This window comes from Bordetella bronchialis (assembly GCF_001676705.1).
In the GTDB taxonomy this organism is placed as follows: Bacteria; Pseudomonadota; Gammaproteobacteria; order Burkholderiales; family Burkholderiaceae_B; genus Bordetella_C; species Bordetella_C bronchialis.
This window is the reverse complement of the sequence record NZ_CP016170.1, coordinates 3,794,589-3,809,051: the sequence shown is the minus strand read 5'-3', so window position 1 is coordinate 3,809,051 and position 14,463 is coordinate 3,794,589. Positions and strand designations below refer to the sequence as shown.

12 protein-coding genes are annotated in these 14,463 nt (G+C 64.8%); 6 read left to right on the top strand and 6 right to left on the bottom strand.

Features of this window, described 5'->3' with window-relative positions:
* The first annotated feature begins 107 nt into the window (after positions 1–107).
* A complete protein-coding gene (locus BAU06_RS16800; RefSeq protein WP_066359238.1) occupies positions 108–1,691 on the top strand; it encodes a helicase HerA-like domain-containing protein in 1,584 nt (527 codons plus the stop codon).
* Positions 1,692–1,710: 19 nt separating this feature from the next.
* Here BAU06_RS16800 and BAU06_RS16795 read toward each other — a convergent pair whose 3' ends face one another.
* Positions 1,711–3,078 carry an aspartate aminotransferase family protein gene (locus BAU06_RS16795; protein ID WP_066352360.1) on the bottom strand — a complete coding sequence of 456 codons (1,368 nt, stop codon included), beginning with the start codon at positions 3,076–3,078 and terminating at the stop codon, positions 1,711–1,713.
* A 188-nt stretch (positions 3,079–3,266) separates the two neighbouring features.
* Between BAU06_RS16795 and BAU06_RS16790 the strand changes: the two genes are divergently transcribed.
* Positions 3,267–4,334, top strand: a complete 1,068-nt coding sequence (locus BAU06_RS16790; protein ID WP_066359237.1) for a tartrate dehydrogenase — start codon at positions 3,267–3,269, stop codon at positions 4,332–4,334.
* A gap of 331 nt (positions 4,335–4,665) precedes the next feature.
* On the top strand, positions 4,666–5,679 hold the full coding sequence (locus tag BAU06_RS16785) for a hypothetical protein (RefSeq protein WP_231933892.1): 1,014 nt from the start codon (positions 4,666–4,668) through the stop codon (positions 5,677–5,679).
* 102 nt (positions 5,680–5,781) lie between these two features.
* Here BAU06_RS16785 and BAU06_RS16780 read toward each other — a convergent pair whose 3' ends face one another.
* The 4 genes from BAU06_RS16780 to BAU06_RS16765 form a co-directional block, all read right to left on the bottom strand.
* The gene (locus BAU06_RS16780; RefSeq protein WP_415834836.1) at positions 5,782–7,398 is read right to left on the bottom strand and encodes a DHA2 family efflux MFS transporter permease subunit; all 1,617 of its coding nucleotides are present in this window, start codon (positions 7,396–7,398) and stop codon (positions 5,782–5,784) included.
* Complete coding sequence (locus BAU06_RS16775; RefSeq protein WP_066359229.1) at positions 7,395–8,588, bottom strand: EmrA/EmrK family multidrug efflux transporter periplasmic adaptor subunit; 1,194 nt, start codon at positions 8,586–8,588, stop codon at positions 7,395–7,397. Before BAU06_RS16775 ends, BAU06_RS16780 begins: the two co-directional genes overlap by 4 nt.
* A 20-nt stretch (positions 8,589–8,608) precedes the next feature.
* Positions 8,609–10,048, bottom strand: a complete 1,440-nt coding sequence (locus BAU06_RS16770; RefSeq protein ID WP_066352357.1) for an efflux transporter outer membrane subunit — start codon at positions 10,046–10,048, stop codon at positions 8,609–8,611.
* A 131-nt stretch (positions 10,049–10,179) separates the two neighbouring features.
* Positions 10,180–10,680: a MarR family winged helix-turn-helix transcriptional regulator gene (locus tag BAU06_RS16765; protein ID WP_066352354.1), complete on the bottom strand. Its 501-nt coding sequence runs from the start codon at positions 10,678–10,680 to the stop codon at positions 10,180–10,182.
* 166 nt (positions 10,681–10,846) lie between these two features.
* Here BAU06_RS16765 and BAU06_RS16760 point away from each other — a divergent pair, with 166 nt between their 5' ends.
* The 3 genes from BAU06_RS16760 to BAU06_RS16750 all read left to right on the top strand — a co-directional run bounded on the left by BAU06_RS16760 (position 10,847) and on the right by BAU06_RS16750 (position 13,283).
* A complete protein-coding gene (locus tag BAU06_RS16760; protein ID WP_066352350.1) occupies positions 10,847–11,800 on the top strand; it encodes a DMT family transporter in 954 nt (317 codons plus the stop codon).
* A gap of 89 nt (positions 11,801–11,889) precedes the next feature.
* Complete coding sequence (locus tag BAU06_RS16755) at positions 11,890–12,882, top strand: quinone oxidoreductase family protein (protein WP_066352348.1); 993 nt, start codon at positions 11,890–11,892, stop codon at positions 12,880–12,882.
* A gap of 185 nt (positions 12,883–13,067) precedes the next feature.
* Positions 13,068–13,283, top strand: coding sequence for a YgdI/YgdR family lipoprotein (locus tag BAU06_RS16750; RefSeq protein ID WP_066352344.1), 216 nt, complete (start codon positions 13,068–13,070; stop codon positions 13,281–13,283).
* Positions 13,284–13,418: 135 nt separating this feature from the next.
* On the opposite strand, the gene BAU06_RS16745 is transcribed toward BAU06_RS16750, so the two are convergent.
* Positions 13,419–14,441 (bottom strand): class 1 fructose-bisphosphatase, encoded by a 1,023-nt coding sequence (locus BAU06_RS16745; protein WP_066352341.1) that lies wholly within the window; start codon positions 14,439–14,441, stop codon positions 13,419–13,421.
* Positions 14,442–14,463 lie beyond the last annotated feature (22 nt).

The window sequence follows — 14,463 nt, the reverse complement described above, 5'->3', positions numbered from 1 at the left end:
GTGCCGTCCCCATTGCGGTATCCGGCCGTGTTGCGCGGATGCACGCGGCGGCGGAGAATGGCCGCGCCGGCATCGCGCCCGGCGCCTCGCAGCCACTGGAGACCGCCATGTCCGACACCGTCCCGCCGATTTCCCCCTTGCTTGTCGCCCGGCATGGCGACCAGGACCTGGCGCTGCTGCCCGGCATGGCGAACCGGCACGGCTGCATTACCGGCGCCACCGGCACCGGCAAGACGGTTACCCTGCAGGTGCTCGCGGAGCAGTTTTCACGCATCGGGACGCCGGTGTTCCTGGCGGACGTCAAGGGCGACCTGACCGGTATCTCACAGGCAGGCGCGCCCAGCCCCAAGCTGCGGGAGCGCCTGGCGTCCCTGGGCCTGCCCGAGCCGGCCTGGTCCGCGACCCCAGCCATACTTTGGGACGTCTTCGGCCAGCAAGGCCATCCCGTGCGCGCCACCGTATCCGACATGGGGCCGCTGCTCCTGTCGCGCATGCTGGAGCTGAACGACACGCAAGAAGGGGTCCTTACCCTGGTCTTCAAGGTGGCGGATGACGAAGGGCAGCTGCTGCTGGACCTGAAAGACCTGCGCGCCATGCTGCAGGACGTCGCCGACCGCGCCGCGTCGCTGAAGACCCGCTACGGCAATGTGTCCGCCGCCACGGTGGGCGCGATCCAGCGCGGCCTGCTCAGGCTGGAATCGCAAGGCGCGGAGTCATTCTTCGGCGAACCCATGCTCGACATGGCGGACTTGATGCGCGTGGATACCCAGGGCCGCGGCGTGGTCGGCATCCTGGCGGCCGACAAGCTGATGCAGGCGCCCCGGCTGTACGCGATCTTCCTGCTCTGGCTATTGGCGGAGCTCTACGAGAAGCTGCCCGAAGTGGGCGACCCGGAGAAGCCGCGCCTGGTTTTTTTCTTCGACGAAGCGCATTTGCTGTTCGAGGATGCGCCGCGTGCCTTGCTCGACAAGATCGAACAGGTCGTCCGCCTGGTGCGATCCAAGGGCGTCGGGGTGTACTTCGTCACGCAGAATCCGCTGGATATCCCCGAGACCATCCTGGGACAACTGGGCAACCGCATCCAGCATGCGCTGCGCGCGTTCACGCCGCGCGACCAGAAGGCGGTACGCACCGCGGCGCAGACCATGCGCGCCAATCCGCAGCTCGACCTGGAGCAGGCCATTACCGAACTGGGCGTGGGCGAAGCGCTGGTTTCCCTGCTGGACGCCAAGGGCCGGCCCGGCGTGACGCAGCGCGCCTGGATCAGCGCCCCGGGCAGCCGCATCGGCCCGGCCACCCAGCCGGAACGCCAGGCCTTGCGCGCCGCATCGCCGGTACAGGGCAAGTATGAGCAGGCCATCGACCGGCAATCGGCCTACGAAGTCCTGGCCGGGCGCGCCATCCGGCCGGCCGATGCCGGAGCGGGCGGGGGCCGCTCCCCCGCCGATGGCGGTGCGGCCGGCTCACGCGGTCCCGGCGGGCAGGGCGCCGATGCGGCGGCAGAAGACGCGGCGGGCGCGGGCGGCGGCCTGATGGGCGGCCTGAACGACGTGCTGTTCGGCTCCACGGGCCCGCGTGGCGGGCGCCGCGACGGCGTGGTGCAGACCATGGCGAAGACGGCGGTGCGGTCCGTCGCCCGCGAGCTCGTGCGCGGCGTGCTGGGCTCGCTGCTCGGCTCGCGCCGTCGCTAGCGCGGCGCGCCGTCCCGCCTCAGGACGCCACGAAGCGCGTGACGTCGTCCAGCGTGCGCACGAAGCGCGCCACCATATCGCGTACTTCGTCCGGCGTGATGATCAGCGGCGGGCAGAAGGCGATGGTGTCCTGAATGCCACGTATGATCAGGCCATGCGTGTGCGCCTGTTCATAGGCATACGCGCCGGCCTTGCCCAGGGGGTCGAAAGGCTGCTTCCCGGCCTTGTCCGCCACCAATTCCACGCCCGCGATAAGTCCCACGCCGCGCACCTCGCCGATCAGGGGATGCCCGGCCAAAGCGCGCAGCGCCTGCTGCAGGACCTCGCCGGAACGCGCGGCGTTTTCCACCAGCTTGCGTTCCTCGATGATGTTCAGGTTCTCCAGCGCCACCGCCGTGGCGACCGGATGGCCGCTGGCGGTATAGCCGTGTCCCAGGGTGCCGACGCGTCCGCTGTTTTCCGCGATCGTCTCGTGCACCTTGGGCGACAGCAGGACAGCGGCCAGCGGAATGTAGGACGACGTGATCTGCTTGGACAGCACCATGATGTCCGGTTCGATGCCATACATGTCGCTGCCGAAGAACGTGCCCAGCCGCCCGAAACCGGTGATGACCTCGTCGGCGACCACCAGCACGTCGTACTTGCGGCATACCGCCTGGATCTTGGACCAATAGGTGCGCGGCGGGACGATGACGCCGCCTGCCCCCATGACCGGTTCGCCTATGAAGGCGGCGACCGTATCGGGACCTTCCTGCAGGATCAGCGCTTCCAGTTCGGCGGCCATGCGGGTGGCGAAGTCCTCTTCGCTTTCGCCGGGGTTCGCGTAGCGGTAGTGATGGGGACACGCCGTGTGCTTCATCTGCGGCAGGGGCAGGTCGAAATCGCGATGATTGCCCGCCAGGCCGGTCAGGCTGGCCGTGGCCACCGTAACCCCGTGATAGCCGCGTTGCCGGGCGATGAACTTCTTCTTGAGCGGCCGGCCCAGCGCGTTGTTGTAGTACCAGACGAACTTGATGACGGTGTCGTTGGCCTCGGAGCCGGAATTGGTAAAGAAGGCCGCCGACATCCGGCCCCGGGTATGGCCGATCAGGCGTTCGGCGAGCTCGATGGCCGGCGCGTTCGATTTGTGGGTGAACGTGTGGTAGTAGGGCAGCTTGCCCATTTGGCGGGTGGCCGCCTCCACCAGGCGCGGTTCGCCGAATCCGACCGCCACGCTCCACAGGCCCGCCATGCCCTCCAGGTACTTGTTGCCCTGGTCATCGTAAACGTAGATGCCTTCGCCGCGCTCGATCACGCGAGGTCCGACGCTTCGATGCTTGACGGCATTCGTGTAGGGGTGGATCTGGTAACGGATATCCTGGGTATGGGAAGGATTGGACGTGGACATGGATTAGGCCGAGCGAATCAGGGTTGGACTGCGAAGGAAAACCGGGAACGCGTCATTCCAGGATAGTAGCCGGCCTGCGGCGCGGCGGTAAGGGCGCGTCGCGCCAGGTTGCCCGGCCACGCCCGTGTGCTCGATAATGGTTCGTTCAGGCAAGGCCCACATACAAATTCGATCATGGAGACTTGGCGGTGGCTAAAAAGCACAGAATCGCGGTAATCCCCGGCGACGGGATCGGGAAAGAGGTTGTTCCGGAAGGCTTGCGCGTGCTGGATGCCGCGGCGGCCAAGTTCGGTATCGAGTTCCAATGGGACCATTTCGACTGGAGCTGCGACTATTACGCCAGGCACGGCAAGATGATGCCGGACGACTGGGCCAGCCAGATCGGCGGGCACGAGGCGATTTTCTTCGGGGCGATCGGGTGGCCGGACGCCGTGCCGGATCACGAGGCCCTGTGGGGATCGCTCTTTCGCTTCCGCCGGGATTTCGATCAATACATCAATCTGCGGCCCGTGCGGCTGATGCCCGGTGTCGTGTCGCCGCTGGCCAACCGCAAGCCCGGGGAGATCGACTTCTTCATCGTGCGCGAGAACACCGAGGGCGAATACTCCAACAGCGGTGGAAAGCTGTTCGCGGGCACGGAGCGCGAAGTCGTCATCCAGGAAAGCGTGTTCACCCGCATCGGCGCCGAGCGCGTGCTCAAGTTCGCCTTCGAACTGGCGCGCAAGCGCGGCAAGCACCTGACGGCGGCCACCAAGTCCAACGGTATCTCGATTTCCATGCCCTGGTGGGACGAGCGGGTTGCCGAGATGGCGCAGCGCTATCCGGATGTGCGCTGGGACAAGTACCACATCGATATTCTCTGCGCCCATTTCGTGCAGCGTCCCGACATGTTCGACGTCGTGGTGGCGTCCAATCTGTTCGGCGACATCCTCTCGGACCTCGGCCCGGCGTGCACGGGCACCATAGGCATCGCACCCTCGGCCAATCTGAACCCGGAGCGCAAATTCCCGTCGCTGTTCGAGCCGGTGCACGGCTCGGCGCCCGATATCTATGGCAAGGGCATCGCCAATCCCATCGGCCAGATATGGAGCGGCGCGCTGATGCTGGATTTCCTGGGATATCCGCAGGCCGCCGCGGCCGTGGTGTCGGCGATCGAGCATGTGCTCGAAAACGGGCCCCGCACCCCCGATATGAAGGGGCAGGCGCGCACCGAGGACGTCGGCCGCGCGGTCGCCGAGCGGCTGTCGGCGCTGTGATGCGCGCCCCGGGACGCGACAGTCGCGGGGGGCGCAACAAGCTGTAAGTTTTGATAGGCAGGATATTCTCATGCCGGGCAGGGACGATCCATGCTATCGTTGTGGCGTCCCTTTTTTCGTCGGGACCAGCCCCGGGCGGCCCTGCGGGCTCGCCCGCAACTTTGTAAATTACCTTGGAAATTCAAACTATTGAGCCTCGCGCGAAGGTATAGTTTGATTTCGGATCAGTGCATGGGTTCGCACTGTGTCCCCGGTACTTTCCGATTGCGCTGTACATTTATGTACGTTTGCGCCCTCACGTTCGAGTTTGGCATTGTTATCTTCCACAAGTTTGGCTGCCGACAACGCGGATTCCCTGGTGGCGGGGAAGGCGCAACTGCCCGCCGAGGGCGGTAGTGTCGTCGTCGCCGGCGGTCGCACGGTGGGTGACAAGCCGCTCGATCGTTTCTGGCGCAAGTTCTACGCGCTGTTCCGCAGCCGGCGCATGCAGCACAACCGGCACCTGTGGCCCTATGTGTCGGTGACCCGGGACGAGCAAGGCGCCATCAACAGTTTTTCGGCATTTCGCCGCGCCGTTCCCGTGACGCCGCTGCAACAGGCCTTCGACGAGCATCACGACACCGTGCACGTGATCCTCAGCGGACCCTCCGTCGCCGAAATCGCGTATGACCGCCTGCCCATGCAGGCCGCCATGGGCGTGAACGGCTCGATTTCCCTGGCGCGCCAATACGATATTCCGTTCCGCTACTACTGCGTCATCGACCAGAATTTCGTGCGCCGGCGCATCGACCTGATGCGCGAAGTCGTGGAACGCGACCTGACGCTGTTCGTCACGCCCGATGTCCTGCGCTACATGGTGCAGGGCATGCCGTGGCCCGAACGCTACAAGTGCCGGATCTGCGTCATCGAAGTCGTGTCGGAACGCGCCTACCTGCCGCATTTCACGCCGGACGAACTGTCCGCCATGGCCCAGGCCAATCCCGGGCTTGCGCTGTTCGATTCGCAGCGTTCGCTGGGCTACAGCTTCGACCTGGCCACCGGCGTGTTCGATGCCGATACGGTCGCCTACGCGGCCCTGCAGATCCTGGTGGCCGGTGGCGTGGGCCGCATCTATATGCACGGCCTGGACCTGGGTTTCTCCGGGGCCCGCCGCTTCTACAAGGAAGCCCAGCCGGAAAACAGCCGTCTGGTGCGCAACTTCGACCGCCTCATCGAACCGTCCTTCTCGCACGCGGCCGCGCTGCTGAAGGCCCGTGGCGTCGACGTATTCAACCTGTCGCTCAACAGCGCCTTGTCGGACCGCATCATGCCCAAGCTCGACTGGCGTACGCTGTTGGTCCGCTGACTCTTTCCCGCCCCAGGCAACGACGCCCCTCGCCGTAAGCCGGCCAGGGGCGTTGTGTCGTTCGGGAAACAGCAACAGGGCGCCGACAGCGCCCGGGCGGGATCAATGCGCGCCGGCTGCCGCTTCCGCCGCGCCGGCGCCCTTCGTGCGCGCGGGCCGGGCGAACCATACCAGTCCCGTCAGCAGCAGGAAGACCACGGCGGATCCATAGAACACATCCAGCGCGGACATCGTGAACGCCTGCGTGTCCAGCATCCCGTTCAAGGAATGCAGCGCCTGGTCCGCGGACATGCCGAGCGATGCCAGCGTATGCATGACCTGGTCGTAGGCCTGGGATCCGGGCGTGGCCGCTTCGGTCAGGCGGGCGTGATGCAGGGTCGCGCGGTTTTCCCACAGGGTGGTCGAGATCGACGTACCGAAGGCGCCCGCCGTCAGGCGGCAGAAGTTCGACAAGCCCGAGGCCGCCGGGATGCGCCAAGGCTCCAGGCCCGACAGGGTGATGGAGGTCAGCGGCACGAAGAAAGCCGCCATGGCCGCGCCTTGCACGATGGTCGGGATCATGAGCGCGCCCATATCCGTCTGGGGCGTGAACCCGGCACGCATATAGCAAACCAGGGCGAAGACGCAGAATGCGAAGGTCACGATCAGCCGCGGGTCGCGGGTGGCCAGCATGCGACCGACCACGGGGGTGAGCGCGATGGCCAGGATGCCCACGGGCGCCGTGACGATCCCCGCGTCCGTGGCGGTGTAGTTCATATTGCTCTGCAGCCACAGGGGCAGCAGCACCACGTTGCCGAAGAACACCCCATAGGCGATCGCCAGCGTGACCGCGCCTATCGTGAAGTTGCGCCCCTTGAACAGGCGCAGGTCGACGATGGGATGCGCTTCCGTCAATTCCCAGATGATGAAGAACACGAAGGCGACCGCCACCACGACCGCGAGTGCGATGATGGTCGAGCTTTCGAACCAGTCCAGCTCCTTGCCCTTGTCCAGCATGATCTGCAGGGCGCCCACCCACAGGACCAGGAGCACCAGGCCGGTCTTGTCCACGGGCAGCTTATGCGTGACCGACTCGCGATCCTTGTAGATGCGCCAACTGAACCATGCCGCCACCAGTCCCACTGGAACGTTGATGTAGAAAATCCACGGCCAGGTGTAGTTGTCCGAAATCCACCCGCCCAGCAAGGGTCCCGCCACCGGCGCCACCAGTGTCGTCATGGACCACACCGCCAGCGCCATCCCGGCCTTCTCCTTGGGAAAGCTGGCCAGCATCAGCGTTTGCGACAGCGGGATCATGGGCCCCGCCACCGCGCCCTGCAATACGCGGAAAGCGATCAGGGCCTCCAGCGTGGGCGCGAAGCCGCATAGCCACGATGCCAGCACGAAGAGCAGCGTGGATGCCACGAAAAGCCGCACCTGGCCGAAGCGCTGGGTCAACCATCCGGTCAGCGGTACCGTGATGGCGTTGGCCACCGCGAACGAGGTAATGACCCAGGTGCCCTGGCTGGTGCTCACGCCCAGGTCGCCCGAGATGGTGGGGATCGACACATTGGCGATCGAGGTGTCCAGCACATTCATGAACACGGCGGTCGACAGGGCGATGGAGCCCACGATGCGCAGGCCGCCTTCCAGGGGAGGGTAGGTGACCGGACGCGGGGGTGAGGCGGGTTGAGCCGGCTCTTCGGGCATGGCCGGCACCGCGTTGCTGGCGGGATTCATTGCGCGAGGTTCGCTTGGACGATTTTCTGGATGAGGGCGTCGACCTGCTTGCGGTCAGGGTCGAACGCGTTGGTGGCCAGCGCCGGTTCGGCGCGCGGCGACTGCTCGGTGACGGCGGCGCCTTCTTGCGGGCGCAGATCGACTTCCACGTCCATGGACAGGCCGATGCGCAGCGGATGCGCCTTCAATTCCTGGGGATCCAGCGCGATGCGCACGGGCACCCGCTGGACCACCTTGATCCAGTTGCCGGTGGCGTTCTGGGCAGGCAGCAGCGCGAAGGCGCTGCCCGTACCGGCATCCAGGCCCACGACCTTGCCGTGGTAGGTGACGCTGCCGCCGTACAGGTCGGCGGTAATCGTGGCCGGCTGGCCGACGCGCATCTGGCGCAGCTGGCCTTCCTTGAAATTGGCTTCGACCCACACCTGGTCCAGCGGCACGACGTTCATCAGGGTGTTGCCCGGCGCCACGCGCTGGCCCACCTGTACGCTGCGCCGCGCCACCATGCCGGTGACCGGCGCCGGCAGCACGGTACGCGATTGGGCGAGCCATGCATTGCGCAGTTCGGCCTCGGCCTCGCGCACGTCGGGATGGTTTTCCACCGAGGTTCCGCGCGTCAGGGCCTGATTGGTCGCCAGTTTGGCCTTGGAAGCCTCCAGCGCGGCCTGGGTCTGCGCCAGGCCGGATTCGGCGGATTTCAGCGTGGTCTGGGCGTGCAGGATTTCCTCGCCGCTGACACCGCCCGATTTGGCCAGGGTCTGCCGGCGGGCCAGGTCGCTGCGCGCCCGGGTCAGTTCGGCTTGCGCGCGCTCCACATCCGCCTTGCGAACGGCCACATCGGCCGCCAGCGCATCGTTCTGGACGAACAGGGTATGCACCTGGCGCACGGTCTGCGCCAGTTTGGCTTCGGCCTGCTGCAATGCGATGTCGGTATCCGAGGGATCCAGGCGCACCAACGGCGCGCCGGCCTGGATGGTCTCGGTATCGTCGGCCTCGATGGCGACCACCGTGCCGGGAACCTGCGGCGTGATCTGCACCAGGTTGCCATGCACGTAGGCATCGTCGGTGCTCTCGAAATGCGAGCCGACCAGCCACCACCACGCGCCGTAGGCGATGGCGAGCAGCACGAACACACCCGTTGCGATCAGCATCAGGCGCTTGCGTTTGGGATTGGAAGTTTGAGGGGCGTTCATGACGTCGGTCCGTTCGTTCTTCAATGGGTGGTATTCGGGTTGCCCTGCCGCTGCGCGATTTCCGCGTTCGGCGGCGCGGGCACATAGCCGCCGCCCAGCGCATTGGCCAGGTCGGCATCCAGCTTGTAGGCGCGGAAGCGCAAGTCCGTTTCCAGTCGCGCCTGGGTCAGCACATCGTTCTGCGCCACCAGCACGGTCAGGTAGTTGCCCAGTCCGGCCTTGTAGCGGTTCACCGCCAGGTCGTATGCGGCATCGATGGACTCGCGCGCCTGGCGCTGTTCGTTGGTTTCCTGGCCGATATAGCGCAGGGCATCCAGGGCGTCGGCCACCTGGTGCACGGCGTCCAGTACCGTCTGGTTGTAGTCGGAGACGGCCAGGTCGGCGTCCGCGCGGCGTCCCGCCAGATTGGCGTTCAGTTCACCGCCATGGAATATCGGCAGCGAAATCGCCGGCCCGATGTTGGCGGCATGGCTGGCGGCTTCCAACAGATTGTTGGTGCCCAGGGCCTGGAAGCCGATGAAGGCCGTGATGTTCACATTGGGATAGAACTCCGCCTTGGCGACGTCGATCGTCCGGCGCGCGGACTCCACGCGCCAGCGCGCCGCGACCACGTCGGCGCGATGTCCCAGCAGGTCCAGCGGAACGGAGGACGGTACGCCGCCGGGCGGCACGGTCAGATTGGCTTCATGCACGCTTTGCCCGCGCTGGGGGCCCGCGCCGGCCAGCGCCGCCACCTGGTTGCGCAGTTGCGCCAGCGTGGTTTCCACCTGCGTCAGCTGCACCTTGGCGGATGCCAGCTGCGATTCCGCCTGCTTCACCTCGACTTGCGTATCCAGGCCGGCGCCGAAACGCTGGCGCGTAATGGACAGGGCCTCGTCGCGCTGCGCGATGATGCGTTGGAGCACGGCCCGTTGCGCGAAGGCGTTTTGCAGGCTCAGGTAGCTCTGCACCATCGCGCTGGACAGCATGGTGCGGGCCGCCTGTTTGTCGGCATCGGCGGCCTGCTCCCGGGACAGGGCGGCTTGCAGCGCGGCGCGGTTCTTGCCCCAGAAGTCGAGCTCGTAGCTGAAGTTCAGGCCCAGGCTGTTGTCGCTTTGTGTCGAGCCGCCCAGGGGAGCGGGGTAGACGTAGTTTTTGGAAATCCGCTCACGCTGCAGCGAGTAGTCGGCGTCCACGCGCGGTAGCAGCGGGGCGCGGGCGCCGCCCACGGCGGCGTTGGCCTGCGCCAGGCGGGCTTGGGCGGCCGTCATGGTCGGATTGTTGGCCAGGGCTTCCTGGACCAGGGCATTGAGCTGCGGATCGCCGTATCGCTCCCACCACTGCGCGGTCGGCCATGCCGCGGACTGCTCCGCCAGGCCCAGCTTCTGTCCCGTCATTTCCGCGACCGGGGTAGGGCCCTGTTCCATGAATGCGCAACCGTTCAGGACGATCGCGAGCAACAAAATCGATAGGCGTTTCATACGGTGGACGTGCGTTGGAGGTCTGGGAGCTTTTTCCATGACTGCGGTCGGGGAGTAAGCGGTTTGTGTTTATTGACCAGGAATTAACTGACTAGGCAACTATTTGGGCGAAAAAAAGTGTTGTCCCGCCTTCAGGCCTTCGCCGGTGGAACCGGTGCCGAACCATTGGCCAGCATGCGGCGCAGGAAGTGCGTCAGCAACTCGACCTCTTTTTCGGAGAAACCGCGCAGGTAGTGGTTGACGGTACGCGCGATGTTGGCCGGGATTTCGCGCACCATTGCCTGGCCTTCCTCGGTGAGCTCGATCTTGACGACCCTGCGGTCTTGCTCGCTGCGCTTGCGGCGCAGCAATTTCTTGGCCTCCAGCCTATCCAGCGTACGGGTCATCGCCCCCGTGTCCACTTCGTTCAGCCGGGCGAGTTCGGCGGCCGTATCGGCGCGGCCCAGGGCCACCATTGCGACCGGCCGCCACTGGGTAGCGGTCAGGCCGAGGGGCGCCATCTCCTGGTCCAGCGCCCGATTCAGCGAATTGAAGACCAGGCGGATCAGGTAGCCGGGGTTCTCCTCCACCCGGGTGCGGTCGCACCGGTAGGGCGGAGAGTCCTCTGACGTGGCAATGGGTTGGGTGTTCATGGAGCGAATAATGATTGTTTAGACAGTTATTGTCAAGGCATCTATTCTTACGGAAAGCTGTCTGCCGGCGGGCCGCCCGCCTGGGCGCCCGCCGTGAAACGCCGGCCCCCGCAGCAGAACAAACAGTGCGTGCACAGAAAGCGGCACGCCACATAAAATCGCCGGCATGAATTCCACTGTCGCAACATCGGCCGCCGCGCCTGTTTCCAATCGGGCCGTCGGTTTTTTTCTGGCCGCCTTGGGGGCCATCCTGTTTTCCGGCAAGGCCATCGTCGTCAAGTTCACCTATGAGTACGGGGTGGACGCGGTCACGCTGATCGCATTCCGCATGCTGTTCTCGCTGCCTTTCTTCGCCTATATCGGCTGGCGGCAGTCGCGTCGTGCCGCACGCGGCGAAATCCCCGTGCTGACCCATGGCGAACGGGCGAAAGTGATCTTCCTTGGCCTGATCGGCTACTACCTGTCCAGCTTCCTGGATTTTCTCGGCCTGCGCTATATCAGCGTCGGCCTGGAACGGCTGATCCTGTTCCTGGCGCCCACGCTCGTGCTGCTCATCACCGCCTTCTGGTTGAAGCGGCCCATCGCGGGCCGGCAGTGGCTGGCCTTGCTGCTTTCCTACCTTGGCGTCGTGCTTGTTTTCGCGCACGATATGGCGCAAACGGGCGGCAGCGCGGTGCTGCTGGGCTCGGCCTTCGTCTTCGCTTCCGCGCTGTCCTACGCCCTGTACCTGATCGGTTCGGGAGAACTGGTCAAGCGCGTGGGGTCGATGCGCTTGACGGCCTATGCCATGTCGGTTTCCAGCATCGCCTGCCTGATCCAGTTTTTCCTGGTGCATCCGCCATCCGTGCTGGTCCAGCCTCTCGGTTTCTATGGCTTGTCGCTGATCCATGCCACCGTCAATACCGTCCTGCCGGTGTTCATGATCATGAGCGCGGTGTCGCGCATCGGCCCGCCGCTGGCGGCACAGCTGGGAATGTTGGGGCCGGTATCGGTGTTATTCCTGGCTTACTGGTTTCTGGGCGAACCCGTCACCGCCTGGCAATTGGCGGGTACCGCTTTCGTGCTCGCCGGCGTATTCGTCCTCACCGGGCGGGCCGGCGCCCGCGCGACGCGGGCTTGAATGGCGACGGTGCGCCGCGTCATGCGGTCTTTGGCGGTCTTTGATTATTTCCCTCTTATCCACGACGAACGCGAAGAAAGGAGCGTTGTATGGCCAGCAACACAGTCAAGGCAATCCAACTGGAGGCGCATGGCGGCCCGGAAGTCCTGAAGTTGGTTGACGTGGAGGTACCCCCGCCCGGCCCGAACGAGGTCACGGTACGCCAGCACGCCGCGGGTTTGAATTTCATCGACATCTACTACCGCACCGGCCTGTATCCGCATCCGCTGCCGCATGGCCTGGGCTTCGAAGGCGCGGGCATCGTCGAGGCCGTCGGCAGCGAAGTCGCGCATATCAAGAAAGGCGACCGCGTGGCCTATGGCCAAAGCCCTTTGGGCGCCTATGCCGAGATGCGCAACGTGCCCGCCGCCAATGTCGTGCAGCTGCCCAAGGGCATCGGTTTCGACGAGGCAGCCGCAATGATGCTGAAGGGTTTGACGGTGCAGTATCTGTTCCGCCAGACATACCGTCTTCAGGGCAACGAGACCATCCTTTTCCACGCGGCGGCCGGCGGCGTCGGGTTGATCGCCTGCCAATGGGCCCGTGCCCTTGGCGTCAAGCTGATCGGCACCGTTTCCAGCCCGGAAAAAGCCGAACTGGCGCGCGAGCATGGTGCCTGGCAGACCATCGATTATTCGCGGGAAAACGTCGTTGAACGCGTGCTGGAACTTACCGGCGGCAAGAAAGTGCCGGTGGTCTACGACGGCGTGGGCAAGGATACCTGGGACATCTCCCTGGATTGCATCGAGCCGCGCGGGCTCATGGTGAGCTTTGGCAACGCCTCCGGTCCCATCACGGGCGTCAATGTGGGCATCCTGAACCAGAAGGGAAGCCTGTATCTGACCCGTCCGTCGCTGGCCATCCACGTCAATACGCCGGCCAAGCTGAAGGCAGCGTCCGACGAACTGTTCGATCTGGTGTTGAAGAAGAAAATCCGCATGCGTATCGACCAGCGTTATCCGCTAGAGCAGGCGGCCGACGCCCAGGCCGCGCTGGCCTCGCGTAAAACCACGGGTGCGACGGTGCTCACGCTGGATAATTGACGTGAATTTTCCCCGGCTGCTTGCGGGCGGTCCGGCCGGCCGGGGATTGCAACGCGATCGTAACGCCGGAGAAACGGCATGTTTCTCCGGGAATTAACAGATACTCGCATTTTCCGCACATCCGGTCACCGCCATGCGCATCGCGCTTGGATAAATTGAGTATGTCCCTCACGCAAGGAGATGACATGACTCTCAAGTTGACCGCTATCTCGCTCGCCGCCGTGGCCATACTGGCCGGCTGCTCTTCGCCTTCCGTCGTCAATACCAGAGACGGCTCGCAGATCGTGACACCGGACAAGCCGGAGTACGACAAGAAGTCCGGCATGTACCAGTACGAGGAAAACGGCCGCGATATGCAGATAAACAAGGACGACGTGAAATCGATCCAGGAAGTCAAGTAAACCGGGCGGTATGCCGGCGGCCGGCGGCCGGCGCCCGGGGCGCCCGGGCTCCAGCGGCCGGGGCGGCAACGAGCCTGGTCCATGAATAAAAACCGGCGCCTGGGGCGCCGGTTTCCTTTTGTGGCGGGGGCCGCGCTACTGCGCCGACGGGTGTTCCCGATGGTAGCGCGCAACCGTTTCTACCTCGTTGCGAGACCCCAAAATGACGCTGACCCGTTCATGCAGCTGCTTGGGCTCGATATCCAGGATGCGTTGCTGGCCATTGATCGAAGCGCCGCCGGCCTGTTCGACAATGAAGCTCATGGGATTCGCTTCATACATCAGCCGCAGCTTGCCGGGCTTGGACGGTTCGCGGGCATCCCAGGGATACATGAAGATGCCGCCCCGGGTAAGGATGCGGTGTACATCGGCCACCATGGAGGCAACCCAGCGCATATTGAAGTCCTTGCCGCGCGGCCCGGTTTTGCCGGCCAGGCAATCGTCGATATAGCGTTTTACCGGTGGGGCCCAATGCCGCATATTGGACATGTTGATGGCGAACTCCTTGGTGTCCTCCGGAATCCGCATGTTTTCGTGCGTCAGCACCCAGGAGCCCATTTCGCGGTCCAGCGTGAAGCCCACCACGCCATTGCCGACGGTCAGCACCAGCATGCTTTGCGGGCCATATACGGCGTAGCCCGCGGCGACCTGCTTGTTGCCGGCCTGCAGGAAGTCCTTTTCCGTCACAGGCTGGCCCGGCGTATCGTGCGGCGCATGCAGCACCGAAAAGATCGTGCCGATCGAAACGTTGACGTCGATATTGGAGGAGCCGTCCAGCGGATCGAACAGCAACAGATATTCGCCCTTGGGGTAACGGTTGGGGATCAGGTGGATGGTTTCCATTTCCTCCGAGGCCATGGCAGCCAGGTGGCCGCCCCATTCGTTGGCTTCGAGCAGGACTTCGTTGGACATGACATCCAGCTTCTTTTGCACTTCGCCTTGCACGTTTTCGGAGTCCAGGCTGCCCAGCACGCCGCCCAGCGCCCCCTTGCTGACGGCGTGGCTGATGGCTTTGCAGGCGCGCGCCACCACTTCAATGAGCAGCCGCACTTCCGGGCCGACCGCCTGGGCCTGCCGCTGCTGCTCGACCAGATACTGGGTTAGGGTTTTGCGTTTCAAGCGATTCTCCTAGAACAAATAA

Excerpts from the sequence above, each read along its gene's own strand:
- BAU06_RS16780 (WP_415834836.1), bottom strand. The coding sequence starts at position 7,398 with ATGAATCCCGCCAGCAACGCGGTGCCGGCCATGCCCGAAGAGCCGGCT.
- BAU06_RS16795 (WP_066352360.1), bottom strand. The coding sequence starts at position 3,078 with ATGTCCACGTCCAATCCTTCCCATACCCAGGATATCCGTTACCAGATC.
- BAU06_RS16800 (WP_066359238.1), top strand. The coding sequence starts at position 108 with ATGTCCGACACCGTCCCGCCGATTTCCCCCTTGCTTGTCGCCCGGCAT.
- BAU06_RS16755 (WP_066352348.1), top strand. The coding sequence starts at position 11,890 with ATGGCCAGCAACACAGTCAAGGCAATCCAACTGGAGGCGCATGGCGGC.
- BAU06_RS16765 (WP_066352354.1), bottom strand. The coding sequence starts at position 10,680 with ATGAACACCCAACCCATTGCCACGTCAGAGGACTCTCCGCCCTACCGG.
- BAU06_RS16750 (WP_066352344.1), top strand. The coding sequence starts at position 13,068 with ATGACTCTCAAGTTGACCGCTATCTCGCTCGCCGCCGTGGCCATACTG.
- BAU06_RS16770 (WP_066352357.1), bottom strand. The coding sequence starts at position 10,048 with ATGAAACGCCTATCGATTTTGTTGCTCGCGATCGTCCTGAACGGTTGC.
- BAU06_RS16760 (WP_066352350.1), top strand. The coding sequence starts at position 10,847 with ATGAATTCCACTGTCGCAACATCGGCCGCCGCGCCTGTTTCCAATCGG.
- BAU06_RS16775 (WP_066359229.1), bottom strand. The coding sequence starts at position 8,588 with ATGAACGCCCCTCAAACTTCCAATCCCAAACGCAAGCGCCTGATGCTG.